The following is a 12,672-nucleotide window of genomic DNA, read 5'->3' as shown; positions in this document are numbered from 1 at the left end:
ACGCCGGGCGTGGAGGCGCCGGCGTAGTCAGTCGGCCGCCGCCTCCTTGCTCCGGCCGGCCATCATCGCCTTGAAGCCCGGCCGGGCATGGCAGCGCGCAAGCCAGGCGGTTACACGCGGATGGCGGTCGAACAGCGCGGTCTCGCTCATGGCGTAGCGGAAGACCTCGGCAAGGTTCAGGTCTGCGACGGTGAAGCGGTCGGCGACGACATAATCGGCCGTGCCCAGATGCGCTTCCAGCCGGTCGAACGGCTTTTCCAGCGCCTCGACCGCAGTGTTGATGTCGGCCCTGCCGTCGGCGGTGTCTTGCAGGCCCTTGTCATGAATCAGCACGATCCTGACCGAATGCGGCTCCACCTCGGTGGCCACCCACAATGTCCAGTTGGCGATCTGGCCGTCCTCCCGAACATCCGCGCCGCAGAGCGGGCCGCCATGTTTGCGGGCGAGGTAGAGGTTGTTGGCAAGCGATTCCGTCAGCACCAGCCCGTCATCGTCGATCGCCGGGATCAGCCCCATCGGGTTGACGGCGAGGAAGGACGGGGATTTCGTGTTGAGCCGCGCATCGGCGGCAAGCGGGTCCTTCACCATGCGCGCCTGGATGACCGGCACGGACTGGTAGGGAATGCCCAGCTCTTCCGCCATCCAGTAGTTGCGCGAAGCACGCGAGCGGTAGACGCCGTAGATCGTCAGCATGAAATTTCCTCCGGTTCGAATGAGGCGCAGGCTAGGAGAAGTGCCGCCATGCCGGAAGCGGGCAGGGCTGATATCAGATATGAAATATTTTGATGGAAGCGCCCGGCTCAGGCCGCTCGGTTGCCGTCAAGCGTCAAATGCGGGAATGCCGTTGCCCCGTCCTTCACGAGATCGCCGGTCACCTTCTCGTTCCAGCGGTAGCCGAGGATGGCGCCTTCCTTGACCTCGTGAAAGAGATTGTCAGCGATCAGCGCCGTGCCGGCCCCTTCGACGACGGTGACGGCGCAACCACCGCCCGCCGCCCGCACCAGATTGCCGGTCACGACGAGGTTGCGCATATAGGGCCCCCAGCCGAGCATCAGCCCCCATTTCGGCGCGTTCTCGATAATGTTACCGGTGATCACCGTATCGGCTTCCGCTGCAATGCCGAAGCCGAAACCGGCGCCGTCATGGATGTAAGGCCCCTTCAGGCTCAGATTGCGGACGATATTGCCGCTGACGGTGGAAAGCCGGCCGCCCTCGTCGAAATTGACGATCAGGATGCCATTGGCGGCACCGTCGATCAGATTGTCGGAAACCATCGCGCCTTCAAAACCGAATTCGCTGTAGATGGCCGTTTCGCCGGAGCGCAGGCACTGGTTGCCGATGATCTGGACATTGGTGGCGCCGTTGGCGCGGATCGCCGAAAAAGCGCAGTCGGAGACATGATTGCCGCTGACCATGACGTTTGCGGCACGGAAGATGTTGATGCCGTTGCCGTTTTCACCGGTCCCGCCGTCGCGCGCAAGAATGCGGTAGACCCGGTTGCCGCTGACCATGGTGCCGTCTTCGCCGGCCTCCCAGCGATGGACGAGGATGCCGCCATTGCCGCAGTCGAAGACCCGGTTGCCGGTGATCGCCAGCCTGTCGTTCTCCACCGCGAAAATGCCGGCAAAGGCCGCCTGCGAAATGGCATTGCCACTGATCCGGCCGCCGCAATGCTCGGCATTGATGTCGTGTTTCGACGAGCCGGTGATGGCACAGTCCTCGATGGCAAGATCGGCAATGAAGCGCAGGTTGACCAGCCCCTCGACATCGCCGCCAAGCGGCCTGCCGTCACCTTCGAGGACAAGGCCGCTCAGTCGCAGCCGCATCAGCCCTTCGGCGGTGAGGAACGGGCCTTGGCCGGCATGGATGAGCCGGGTTCGGCCGGGAACGCCTGAAAGCTGGAGATTGTCCGGCAGGGCGATGTTTGAAAGGCGGTAATCGCCGGCCGGCAGGAACACCGGCACGCCCCTTTCGGCGCAATCGGCAAAAAGCCGGGCAAGCGCCTTGCTCTGGTCCGCGCCCGCATCGGGACGCACGCCGTGGCCGGAAAGATCGACAGGCCCGCGCAGGCCTTCCAGCCCGGATGCCGGCGCGGCAGCCCCGCGGCCGGCTGCCGCGCACAGGCCGAGCGAAGCGATGGAAGACAGAAGCCGCCGCCGGTTCAGCATGAAAAATTCCCCGTATCGGCAAGTATGACCCTGCCGTTGCTTGATGTCGCGAAGTGATACATTTGCGGGCGAAGACGAGATGATCGGTTGACATGCGCGGCTATCGAACCGCTCTGCGGCTGTATTTTGCACCTATTCTCTTTAGGGAAGAATAACTTCTGGCTGGTAGGAAAGAGGAAGGGGAACCAAGAGAAGAGGTCCGGCGCATATCCGTCGGCGGAGGCTTTGCTTGACAAGGAACATGAACCGCCGTCGCTCCGACAATGGCGCCAAGATTTCCAGCAATGACGACACGCGGAGCCTGATAGAGGCAAGCCAGCGGCTGGCTGCCGAGGTCTCCCGCATGTTCGCGCCGGAAACGGACATCGTCGATCGCCATTACTGGATCGAGGCGATGATGAACCATATTCCCGATTACATCTATGCCAAGGACCTGCAGGGCCGCTTCCTGATCGCCAACCAGGCGACCGTCACGGAAAACGGCTTTCGCCATATGCATGAAATCGTCGGCAAGTCCGACCACGATATCCACTCGCCGGAAAATGCTCGCCTCTTCCAGGCCGCCGAACGCCGGGTGATCGAGACCGGCGAGCCGATGTTCGGTATCGAGGAGCGCAATGTCCTCAGCACGCAGGAACGCTGGCTGATGACCTCGAAGCTGCCGCTGCGCGACAAGCGGGGAAAGACGATCGGCATTGTTGGCGTTTCCCGCGATATCACCGATCGCAAGAGGTCCGAACGCCTGCTGCTCGGCCAGGCCCGCCTGCTGGAGATGATCGCCAAGGGCACGCCGCTTGCGGAATTCTTCAAGGAGCTGATCCTGATGATCGAGGCGCAGCTGCCCGGCATCATCGGCTCCGTTCTTCTGCTTTCTGAGGATCGAAGGCATCTCCTGACCGGCGCCGCGCCAGGGCTGGACGATGCCTATTGCGCGGCGATCCATGGCGCCGCCATCGGCCCCAAGGCCGGCTCCTGCGGGACCGCCGCCTTTCGCGGCGAGCCGGTGATCGTTACCGACATCCTCGCCGATCCGCTGTGGGAGGATCACCGCGCGCTGGTCGAGCCCTTCGGATATCGCTCCTGCTGGTCGACGCCGATCCGTTCCTATCATGGCGAGGTACTCGGAACCTTCGCGCTCTATTCCCGCACTGTCGGCTCTCCGACGGCCGATCAGAACGAACTGACCTCGATGGCCGCCCATCTCGCCGGCATCGCCATCGAGCAGCGGCGCTCGGAGGAGCGCATCCAGTTCATGGCCCATCACGATGCCCTGACCGGCCTGCCGAACAGGGTTCTGTTCGACGAGCGTATCGCCGCCGCCCTCAAGCAGGCGCGGCTGGCGGGGCAGTGGGTGGCGCTGGCCTTCCTCGATCTCGACAATTTCAAGCTGATCAATGACAGCCTCGGCCACAGCGCCGGCGACGAGTTGCTGCGCATCATGGCGGCACGGATGCTGGCATGCGTGCGCAAGTCGGACATGGTCGTCCGCGTCGGCGGCGACGAATTCATCATCCTGCTCAACAGGCTGCCGCCCGACAGCGACATCGTCCTGTCGCGGCTGGAGGACATCCGCGAGGCGATCGGCGCGCCGCTCACCCTGTCCGGCCGCAGCCTGCAGGTCAGCTGCTCGATGGGGGTCGTCTGCTATCCGGACCACGGCGAAACCGCCGGCGAACTGCTGGCCAATGCCGATTCGGCCATGTACGGGGCCAAGGAGATGGGCCGCAACAATCTGCAGCTCTTCAACAGCGAGATGGCGGCCGGCGCGCGTGAAAAGCTGCTGCGCCATGCCGAACTGCGCGATGCGCTCGCCCGCAACGAATTCGTGCTGCACTACCAGCCGCAGATGAGCCTCAAGACCGGCCGGATCTTCGCCGCCGAATCGCTGATCCGCTGGCAGCATCCGCAACGCGGCCTGGTACCGCCGGGGGATTTCATTCCGCTGGCCGAGGAGACCGGGCTGATCGTGCCGATTGGTGATTGGGTGTTGAATGCCGCCTGCCGGCAGAACAAAGCCTGGCAGGACGCCGGCCTGCCGCCGATCGTCATCAGTGTCAATGTCTCGGCCCGGCAGTTGCGGGAGCGCAACTGGGTCGCGCGGGTGGCCGAAGTGCTCGAGGAGAGCGGCCTTGAGGCGCGCTATCTCGAACTGGAGCTGACCGAAAGCCTGATCATGCAGGATGTCACCATGGCGATCGCCACGATGCACGAGCTTGCGGCGCTTGGCGTCAAGCTTGCGATCGACGATTTCGGCACCGGCTATTCCAGTCTCAGCGCGCTCAAGAGCTTTCCCGTCGAGCGCCTGAAGATCGATCGATCCTTCGTTCAGGATATTCCCGGCAATGCCGATGACAGGGCGATCACCGCCGCGATCATCTCGCTTGCGCAGAAATTGCAGATGCAGGTGATCGCCGAGGGCGTGGAGACCCAGGAGCAGGTGGATTTCCTAGCGGCGAGCGGCTGCGACGACATTCAGGGCTATTTCGTCAGCCGCCCGGTCGCCGCCGCCGCCCTCGTCAATCTCCTCGTCTGAAGCATCGTTTGCCCTGTGCTGTTTTTGCATCGCCGCTGCTGCTTTTCGCGAGCGGCGAGCCGGTTGCATCACGAAAGCCCCGATCCAGCCGCAATTGCCATACTTGTGGCGGGAACCTGCATGGCTGCGGAAACGTTCTGCGCAACGTGACCGCTTTCCGTGCCTTCGTCCTTCCATGTCAACCCGCGCTGCAATAGAGTTCGATGACTTTGTCCAAGACCCTTTCCCGCCGGCAGTTCCTCAATATGTCGGGGCTTGCCATGGCCTCCGCCGGCCTCGCCGGTTGCACCTCCTCGATGAACACCGACCGGTTCCGCGCCGAGACCGCACCCTATTTCCGCAATCCGGCCCTGGAAGGCCGCGTTGCCGATCCGCGCTATGGCGCCGGGCTCGAAGGTCCGGTCAATGGCGGCCCGGTCGCCTCCGGCCTGCCGATGCAATCTGCCTATTACGCCGATATCTACGGGCCGGTGTTCGATGGCGGCTTTGCCATTCCGGCCGTTCCCTATCAGGAGATCGATCCGCGCTATTATCGCCAGCAGGTCGATAATACCTTCGGCGAACGCCCCGGCACGATCATCGTCGATACCGGCGACCGCTTCCTCTATCTCATTCTGTCGGATGGCTCGGCGATGCGCTACGGCGTCGGCATCGGCCGCGAAGGCTTTGCCTGGTCGGGCAGGGGCGTGATCCAGTGGAAGCAGAAATGGCCGCGCTGGAAACCGCCGAACGAGATGGTCGCCCGCCAGCCGCATCTGGAACAATATTCGATCGCCAATGGCGGCATGGCGCCGGGCCTCACCAATCCGCTCGGCGCGCGCGCCCTTTATATCTTCAAGAATGGTGAGGATACGCTCTATCGCCTGCATGGAACGCCGGAATGGAAATCGATCGGCAAGGCCACCTCGTCCGGCTGCGTGCGCCTGATCAACCAGGACGTCATCGACCTCTATGGCCGCGTGCGCGACAAGGCGCCGATCCTGGTGATCTGAGCCGGCCATGCCGCGGGTCGGCCTCAGGATGCGCGGCAGGCTTAGCGGTCGTTGGCCTCACAGGCCTGCCCGCCGGTCGCGCTCGTCTCCGAGGAAGGTCGCCATCGCCTTCAGGTTTTCCGGTGTCAGCGGCTTCTCGAAATAGTTCTTGACGAAATCGTAGCGCAGCGCCCGCTCGCGGTCGGCGGCATGGTGCGAGCTGGTCAGCATGGCCACGACAGGCGCGTGCGTCTCGAATTCCCGCGTATAATGTTCCAGGAACTCGAAGCCGTTCATGACCGGCATGTTGATGTCGAGGATGATCGCGTCGGGCGTCGTCTCCTTCAAAAGGTTCAGCGCCTCCAGCCCGTTCAGAGCCTTGAGGATGCGGATGTCGGGATCGAACCGCTGGATCGTATAGGTGCAGATGAACAGGTCGTTCTCGTCGTCATCGACCGTCAATATGGACCGCATCTTCATCTCCTGTCCTCCTGCGGCAATGTCACGGTGAAAAGGCTTCCCTTTTCCCGACGCCGATAGGCGACGGTGCCGCCGAGCTGCTCGACGCTCTTGCGCAGGATATAGAGGCCGAGCCCGCTACCCTCTGCGCGCTGCGGGTGGAAGCGCTTGAACATCTGGAAAAGCTTCGGCTCGTCGGCGGCGGCGATGCCGAGCCCATTGTCGGCGACGGTAAGCACGAAGCGCCCGCGGTCGCAGGCGGCACGAACGGAAATCTCCGGCATGGCCTCGGCCGGATCGTGATATTTGATGGCGTTCGAGAGGAGATTGTCGAGGATGATCTGGAAGCGGCTCGCCCTCTTGCGCAGGGTCATCGTCTCGGGAATGTCGATATGGACGGTGGAGACGGCACCCCCTTCCATATGGCGCAGCCGCTCGACAGTCTCGCGCACGGCGCCCGCGACGGCGATCGCGCTTTCCGGCTCGTCCAACATCTTGGTGCGCGTCAGTGAGATGATGTTCTGGATCAGATGGTCGAGCTTGCGGAAGCTGGTCTCGATGCGGGCGAGCACGCCTTGAAGCTCCGCCGCCGGCACCTCCCGGCGCACCATGTCCTCGGCAATGGCGACCAGCCCCAGCGACGAGGCGATCGGCGAGCGCAGGTCATGCGAGGTCCGGTAGGAAAATTCTTCCAGCTCCGCATTGGCATCGAGAATATCGCGCTCATGGCGCTTGCGTTCGGAAATGTCGCGCAGGATGCCGCCGTAGAGAACCTGGTGGCCGAGGTCTATCCTCGATACCGACAGCTCCACCGGAAAGGTCGAGCCGTCCTTTCGCTGTCCCTCCGCCTCGCGACCGGCGCCGATGATCCTGGCGACGCCGGTTTGCCTGTAATTGGCGAGATACCGGTCGTGCTCGTCCCGGTAGGGGGCGGGCATCAGCAATTTGACGTTGCGGCCGATGATCTCCTCGACCTGATAGCCGAATATCCTTTCGCAGGCGGGGTTGGCGGAGAGGATCGTGCCGCGCTCGTCGATGGTGACGAAGCCGTCGACCGCCGTCTGGATGATCGCCTCCAGCCGCTTCTGGCTTTCCGCCAGCTGCAGGGCCATCCGCCGGGAGCGTTCCGAATTGCGGAAGGCATAAACGATCAGGCAGGCATAGACGGCCCCGGAGAGAAGCAGGATGGCAAGCAGCGTCGAGCGCGCATCGGCTCCTTCCGCCGGCAGGCCGCCGTCCTCGCCGCGCTGGATGAGTTCCACATAGGTCATCAGCACCAGAAGCAGATAGGTGGCGGCCCCGAGCGTTGCGGCCACCGTCGAAAGATCGTAGCCGAGCCGGACGATGCCGCCCAGGATGAGGCCGATCGACAGCGTCGCAAAGCAGAAGGCCGATTGCGGCGACATGCGTGCCAAAGGCAGCCATTCCCGCGCCGTGGAAACGCTGAGCAGATAACCGATCAGCGCGGTGGTGGAGATCATGAACACCAGGCCCGCAAGCACGACGCGAAGCGGCGAGCTGCTCCGGCCGAGAAGGGCGGTCAGCGCGACGGAGGCGGACAGGAGCAGGAAGCAGAGGGCGGTATTGGGCGCCATCCGGCCGGCCGGCCCGGTTCCAGGCGAGACGAAGGGCGCAACGAACATCCGGTCGATGCCGAGATCGACATGCAGCAGATGCTCGGCCAATGTCGCCGCCGCAAGCAGGCCTGCCAGCCCCGACAGGCCGGCCGAAAGCGGCAGCGCCCCGTTAAGCAGCAGGCAGATGGCGGCACCGGCCAAAACGAAGCAGAGCGCCGCATTGAACTGCATGGCAAACAGGGTCGGCGCAGCCTCAGCCAGGTCCATCGGCCGGGCGAGCCAGAGGATCATCACGGCGGCACCGATGGCGATGCTGGCGGCGCCGGCCAGCATGCCGCAATATCTGGCGAGAATGTCCTGACGCAACGGGTACGGCCTCCCAGCGATCGGCTTTGCTACATGAGAAGATTAGCGCGCCGGTTGCAGATGGAAAGAACGCAATACCGAAAGATTATCTCTGGCCGCCGCTGCGCGTCGGCAGGTTTTCGTCGAGGTTGCGATGAAGTTCGCCAAGCGCCGTTCGCAGCACGGCGGCCTCCTCCAGGCTGCAGCCGCAGGCTTTGCCGATTTCGGTGAGGATGCCGAAGGCCTCCGGTTTCAACCCGGTTCCCTTCGGCGTCAGCGTGATGATGACCTGCCGCTCGTCGCCGGCGTCGCGCGTGCGGCTGACGAAACCGGCCGCTTCCAGCCGTTTCAACAGCGGCGACAGCGTACCCGAATCCAGCCGCAACTCCTCGCCGATGCCCTTGACCGTGCGCCGGTCGCGCTGCCACAGGCAAAGCAGCACCAGATATTGCGGATAGGTGAGGCCGAAGCGCTCGAGCAGCGGCTTGTAGACCCGGTTGAACGCATGGGCGGCGGAGTAAACAGCAAAGCACAATTGCCGGCCAAGCGCCAGCGCGTCACCGTCTTCGGTTCCGTCGCCCGGCCCAATGCTCAATTGGCCATTGCTCGATTGTCCAGTGCTCATTTGGTCATCGTCCATGGCGGGAAGTCTGTCAGTTTCGGCGCGATATTGCAATTTGCAAAATTGTATTGCGCACAATTAAATTATGCGATACTGAGGTTGGGACACCACGGAAAGCAGTTCCCAAACCCGAAGGAGACACAGCATGCCCATTCTCTACACGACCAAGGCATCCGCAACCGGCGGCCGCGCCGGCCACGCCGTCAGTGAAAACGGCGTTCTCGACGTAACGCTCACCGTTCCCAAGGAACTTGGCGGCGACGGCGCCACCGGCACCAATCCCGAGCAGCTCTTTGCCGCCGGCTATTCCGCCTGCTTCCTCGGTGCATTGAAAAATGTGGCGGGCAAGGAAAAGGTCAAGATCCCGGAAGATGCCAAGGTCACCGCCACCGTCGGCGTCGGCCCGCGCGAGGACGGCAAGGGCTTTGGCATCGATGTGTCGCTCTCGGTCCATATTCCCGGCATGGACAAGGCTCAGGCTGAAAAGCTGGTCGCCGCCGCCCATATCGTCTGCCCCTACAGCCACGCCCTGCGCACCTCCACCGAAGTCCCCGTCTCGGTCGCCTGATCGGGCGCCTGACCGCGCGCCTGATGGCGGCGCCGTGAACATGCCGAAAGCCCGGGCCGCGCCGTCCCGGGCTTTTTGCTTTGGGGAGATGGAAGCAATAATAATTTTGTCCCCGATGTAGGATCGGCGGCGGCCCATGCGTCATTCTCTCATCAGGTCGGCTGTCGATCTGCGAAACAGGCACCAGGAGGAGAAGGCAATGTCCAAGAACACGATTTGTCTGTGGTACGACAAGGACGCGGAGGAGGCCGCCCGCTTCTATGCGCAAACCTTTCCCGAGAGCAAGGTCGGCGCCATCATCCGCGCGCCGGGCAATTATCCGGATGGAGAAGCCGGAGACGTGCTGGTCGTCGAGTTCACCGTGGCGGGCGTCGCCTGCGTCGGATTGAATGGCGGCCCGACGTTCAAGCACAGCGAAGCTTTCTCCTTCCAGATCGCCACCGAGGACCAGGAGGAAACGGATCGCTATTGGAATGCCATCGTCGGCAATGGCGGCCAGGAAAGCGAATGCGGCTGGTGCAAGGACAAGTGGGGATTGTCCTGGCAGATCACGCCGCGCGTTCTGATGGACGCGCTTGCGGCGGGTGGCGATCAGGCCAAGCGCGCCTTCGACGCGATGATGACGATGAGAAAGATCGACGTCGCCGTGATCGAGGCGGCCCGTAAAGGAAATGACGCGCCATGACGAGCGAGAAGATCAAGGGCCCCGCCTCCTATTTCCCATCGATCGAGAAAGCCTATGGGCGCCCCATTGGCGAATGGCAGGACCTGGTGCGAAAGCATTCTCCCGCCAGGCATATGGAGCTTGTGAACATGCTGAAAAGCGAACACAAAATGGGCCACGGCCACGCAAATGCCATCGTGGCCCACACGCTTGCGGCAGACAAGAAGGCAGGGTCCTGAAGCATGTCGCGCAAAAGTGCGAAGCGGTTTAGTAAAGCCGACATGCGCAAATCAAAAACCTGAAGCGCGGGAAGCGAATCTGAAAGATCGCGACGCGCTTCAGAAGAGGGCGTGGACGAGGCGCGGGCAGCAACCGGGTCGCCCGCCCAAGCCCCCGCCCGCCCAAGCCCCCGCCCGCCCAAGCCGCCCACCTGTACAAAGCGGACGACCCGCCACCTCCGCCGCCCTTCATGGATGGATCGGAAGCGCGTGATGCCGGGCAGGCAGCGGCAGCTACTGGCCAGCCATTGCTCCATCCAGCCAGGTTGCGAGGCCGTCCAGCGTCTGCAGCCCGTATTCCACGGCACCGAAGCTGATGACCACCTGGCGTCGCTCTCTGCTGGGGTGAAGCTGGCGAAGCGTCAGCACCGTCTTTCCGTCGGACTGCTCATCGAAGGTCACCGTCATGCGGAAGCGATCGGGATCATCGGGGTCCGGCGTGCCGTAGTCCATCACGATCCGCTCGTTGGGCACGATCTCCAGGAAGCGCATGAGGTTCGGAAAACGCTGCTCGCGGCCCTCGAAGACGCCGACCATGTCGAACCGCCAGAGCCCGCCCTCGCGAATATCCGCCTCGTGGCTCTCGATCCTCAGTCCGGCCGGACCATACCACTCGGCCAGCGCCCTGGGATCCATCCAGGCGGCAAAGACCTTGTCGCGCGGATGGTTCAGCAGTCTGGTCAATACGATTTCCCGGTCGATCGACCATGTCTCAAACAGATGTGCCATTCTCTTCATCATCCTCTGTTGCTTTGTCCAGGTAGACTTCCAGACGATCCAGACGATCCGTCCAGCGTCGGCGCTCCGCTTCCATCCAGTCCGCCGCCTCGTCGAACCGCGCCTGCACGAGCCAGCACCAGCGGCTGCGCCCGCGCTTCTCGCTGGCAATCAACCCGCAATCCTCCAGCACCCTGAGATGCTGGGCGAAGGAAGGAAGCGCCATGTCGAAGGGTTCCGCCAGGACGCTGACCGGCACTTCGCCCCTGCTCAGCCGCGAGACAACCGCGCGGCGGGTAGGGTCGCTGAGAGCATGAAAGGCGAGATCGAGAGGAGCTGAATGGTAAGGCATATGGCTAACTAACATGGCGGGGGTAGGCGTCAATATAAGTAAGGTATGTGCCTTAGTAAGCGTTCGCTTCGATGGAAGGGTCTGCAACCGAAAATATGGGAGCGTCAGTGACAGAAGGGAATCGAGTAGGTCCGTTGGCAGTTTGATCGCGTCAGTCAGGGATGAAGGTTCTTCATCCCTGCGTGGAGCCTGCTGCTCGAACTATCGTTGGATACGGCCTTGGCGCGGAGTTGCGGAGCTTTGTTCTCGGCCCATTGCGGACGTCAAGAATCAATTTGCGCAAGAGTTAGCCATTCTTCGAGCATCCGCCTGATAGCCTTCTCCGACTCATCGTGTCGGGTAAAGGCCCACCATGTATGAGCGCCCTGCCAGACTGCGGCCATCTGCCATCCAAGCCGTTCAGCCTGGTGTTGATGGCGGGAAAGACGGCGACCCAAGGCATGGGCAAGGGTATGCCCCCACTTTGAGCCGCGAGATCGAAGATTGGGGTTGCGGATGTCTTCCCTTAGCAGAAGTAGTCCATCGGAAAGGTTGCTCTCTGTATCTTGAGGAGGCATCAGGCGCATCAGCAGGTTTACAGCTCCCTCCGGCGTCAGAGCCTCCTCTGAGTCTGCAATTTCCGTGTCAGCCTGCAGGCGATCCCAGGCACGGAGCAGGACGGCCTCGACGAGTTGTAGCCGGTTGCCATAGCGCTGCACCAGGGTTGCCGGAGAAAGCCCGCAAGCCTTGGCGGACAGCGAAAAGGTAAGGCCGTCAGGCCCGGTCCGGAGAATCAGCGCGAACAGATCGTCGAGTACCCGTTCATCGGAAATCGTCTTGTATCTTGGCATGTATGTTTATAAACATTCATTCGTTTATAAATCAAGGAGTGTCTTTGATGGCAAGAATTCTGGGATATATCGCAGCGAGCCTGGATGGACTCATCGTTTCGGGAGAAGGCTCTCTTGACTGGCTCTACGGTTATGATGACATGGACCTGGGAGAACACGATTATCGGCACTTTCTCAAGCACATCCGCACCGTGGTCATGGGCCGCGGCACCTATGACTTCATGGCTAAGGAGCAATCCCCGTGGCCCTATGGCGATCAGCGGGTCATTGTCGTCACCTCCCGTCCGATCGACGCTCCGAAGGGGCCGCTCAAAGTTTGCGGCGATCTGGATTCACTGGTTGCGGAACTACGTGCCCTTGATGATGGAGACGTCTGGATGCTGGGAGGCGGGAAGCTGCAAATGGCGTTCATGGAACGCGGCGCAATTGACGAAATCGAAATCTATGTCATTCCGGAAATACTCGGCAGTGGGCTGCCGCTCTTTCCACTTACTGGCTTTCGCGCAAGCCCTACGCTGATAAGCGCAACGGCGCTCGACAAGGGCTGCGTGCGGCTCCATTACCGAATGTGATGCGGGCAATGCCATA

General features: G+C 62.5%; 14 protein-coding genes. 6 read left to right on the top strand and 8 right to left on the bottom strand.

Features of this window, described 5'->3' with window-relative positions; translation table 11 throughout:
• Nucleotides 1-27 precede the first annotated feature (27 nt).
• Both ASD31_RS10025 and ASD31_RS10020 read right to left on the bottom strand, forming a co-directional pair.
• Entirely contained in the window at nucleotides 28-693 is a 666-nt protein-coding gene (locus ASD31_RS10025) for a glutathione S-transferase family protein (protein WP_056332381.1), read from the bottom strand.
• A gap of 107 nt (nucleotides 694-800) precedes the next feature.
• Entirely contained in the window at nucleotides 801-2,168 is a 1,368-nt protein-coding gene (locus ASD31_RS10020; RefSeq protein ID WP_056332378.1) for a TIGR03808 family TAT-translocated repetitive protein, read from the bottom strand.
• Between the two features lie 241 nt (nucleotides 2,169-2,409).
• On the opposite strand from ASD31_RS10020, the gene ASD31_RS10015 reads away from it, so the two are divergent.
• Together ASD31_RS10015 and ASD31_RS10010 are read left to right on the top strand one after the other, a co-directional pair.
• Nucleotides 2,410-4,701 (top strand): EAL domain-containing protein, encoded by a 2,292-nt coding sequence (locus ASD31_RS10015; RefSeq protein ID WP_056332377.1) that lies wholly within the window; start codon nucleotides 2,410-2,412, stop codon nucleotides 4,699-4,701.
• A 203-nt stretch (nucleotides 4,702-4,904) separates the two neighbouring features.
• Nucleotides 4,905-5,693, top strand: coding sequence for a L,D-transpeptidase family protein (locus ASD31_RS10010; RefSeq protein WP_056332375.1), 789 nt, complete (start codon nucleotides 4,905-4,907; stop codon nucleotides 5,691-5,693).
• A gap of 57 nt (nucleotides 5,694-5,750) precedes the next feature.
• Here the strand turns inward: ASD31_RS10010 and ASD31_RS10005 are convergent, their stop codons facing one another.
• The 3 genes from ASD31_RS10005 to ASD31_RS09995 form a co-directional block, all read right to left on the bottom strand.
• Nucleotides 5,751-6,146 carry a response regulator gene (locus ASD31_RS10005; protein WP_056332373.1) on the bottom strand — a complete coding sequence of 132 codons (396 nt, stop codon included), beginning with the start codon at nucleotides 6,144-6,146 and terminating at the stop codon, nucleotides 5,751-5,753.
• A 2-nt stretch (nucleotides 6,147-6,148) separates the two neighbouring features.
• The gene (locus tag ASD31_RS10000) at nucleotides 6,149-8,074 is read right to left on the bottom strand and encodes a sensor histidine kinase (RefSeq protein WP_156392578.1); all 1,926 of its coding nucleotides are present in this window, start codon (nucleotides 8,072-8,074) and stop codon (nucleotides 6,149-6,151) included.
• Nucleotides 8,075-8,159: 85 nt separating this feature from the next.
• Nucleotides 8,160-8,678, bottom strand: a complete 519-nt coding sequence (locus tag ASD31_RS09995) for a MarR family winged helix-turn-helix transcriptional regulator (protein ID WP_056333192.1) — start codon at nucleotides 8,676-8,678, stop codon at nucleotides 8,160-8,162.
• Between the two features lie 142 nt (nucleotides 8,679-8,820).
• Here ASD31_RS09995 and ASD31_RS09990 point away from each other — a divergent pair, with 142 nt between their 5' ends.
• From ASD31_RS09990 to ASD31_RS09980, 3 genes are all read left to right on the top strand, one after another.
• Nucleotides 8,821-9,243, top strand: coding sequence for an organic hydroperoxide resistance protein (locus tag ASD31_RS09990; RefSeq protein ID WP_056332368.1), 423 nt, complete (start codon nucleotides 8,821-8,823; stop codon nucleotides 9,241-9,243).
• A 199-nt stretch (nucleotides 9,244-9,442) separates the two neighbouring features.
• Complete coding sequence (locus ASD31_RS09985) at nucleotides 9,443-9,928, top strand: VOC family protein (protein ID WP_056332366.1); 486 nt, start codon at nucleotides 9,443-9,445, stop codon at nucleotides 9,926-9,928.
• Nucleotides 9,925-10,146 (top strand): DUF4287 domain-containing protein, encoded by a 222-nt coding sequence (locus tag ASD31_RS09980; RefSeq protein ID WP_056332364.1) that lies wholly within the window; start codon nucleotides 9,925-9,927, stop codon nucleotides 10,144-10,146. The genes ASD31_RS09985 and ASD31_RS09980 overlap by 4 nt, the downstream gene beginning before the upstream one ends.
• A gap of 273 nt (nucleotides 10,147-10,419) precedes the next feature.
• On the opposite strand, the gene ASD31_RS09975 is transcribed toward ASD31_RS09980, so the two are convergent.
• The 3 genes from ASD31_RS09975 to ASD31_RS09965 form a co-directional block, all read right to left on the bottom strand.
• On the bottom strand, nucleotides 10,420-10,923 hold the full coding sequence (locus tag ASD31_RS09975; RefSeq protein WP_200952172.1) for an SRPBCC family protein: 504 nt from the start codon (nucleotides 10,921-10,923) through the stop codon (nucleotides 10,420-10,422).
• Entirely contained in the window at nucleotides 10,898-11,254 is a 357-nt protein-coding gene (locus ASD31_RS09970; RefSeq protein ID WP_056333189.1) for an ArsR/SmtB family transcription factor, read from the bottom strand. The genes ASD31_RS09975 and ASD31_RS09970 overlap by 26 nt, the downstream gene beginning before the upstream one ends.
• Nucleotides 11,255-11,517: 263 nt before the next feature.
• Nucleotides 11,518-12,084, bottom strand: coding sequence for a TetR/AcrR family transcriptional regulator (locus ASD31_RS09965; protein ID WP_056332361.1), 567 nt, complete (start codon nucleotides 12,082-12,084; stop codon nucleotides 11,518-11,520).
• 47 nt (nucleotides 12,085-12,131) lie between these two features.
• On the opposite strand from ASD31_RS09965, the gene ASD31_RS09960 reads away from it, so the two are divergent.
• A complete protein-coding gene (locus tag ASD31_RS09960; RefSeq protein WP_056333187.1) occupies nucleotides 12,132-12,656 on the top strand; it encodes a dihydrofolate reductase family protein in 525 nt (174 codons plus the stop codon).
• The last annotated feature ends 16 nt before the right edge of the window (nucleotides 12,657-12,672 follow it).

Origin of the sequence: Rhizobium sp. Root482 (assembly GCF_001426565.1) — a bacterium.
Lineage (GTDB): Bacteria > Pseudomonadota > Alphaproteobacteria > Rhizobiales > Rhizobiaceae > Pararhizobium.
This window is presented reverse-complemented; position numbering and strand designations above follow the sequence as displayed.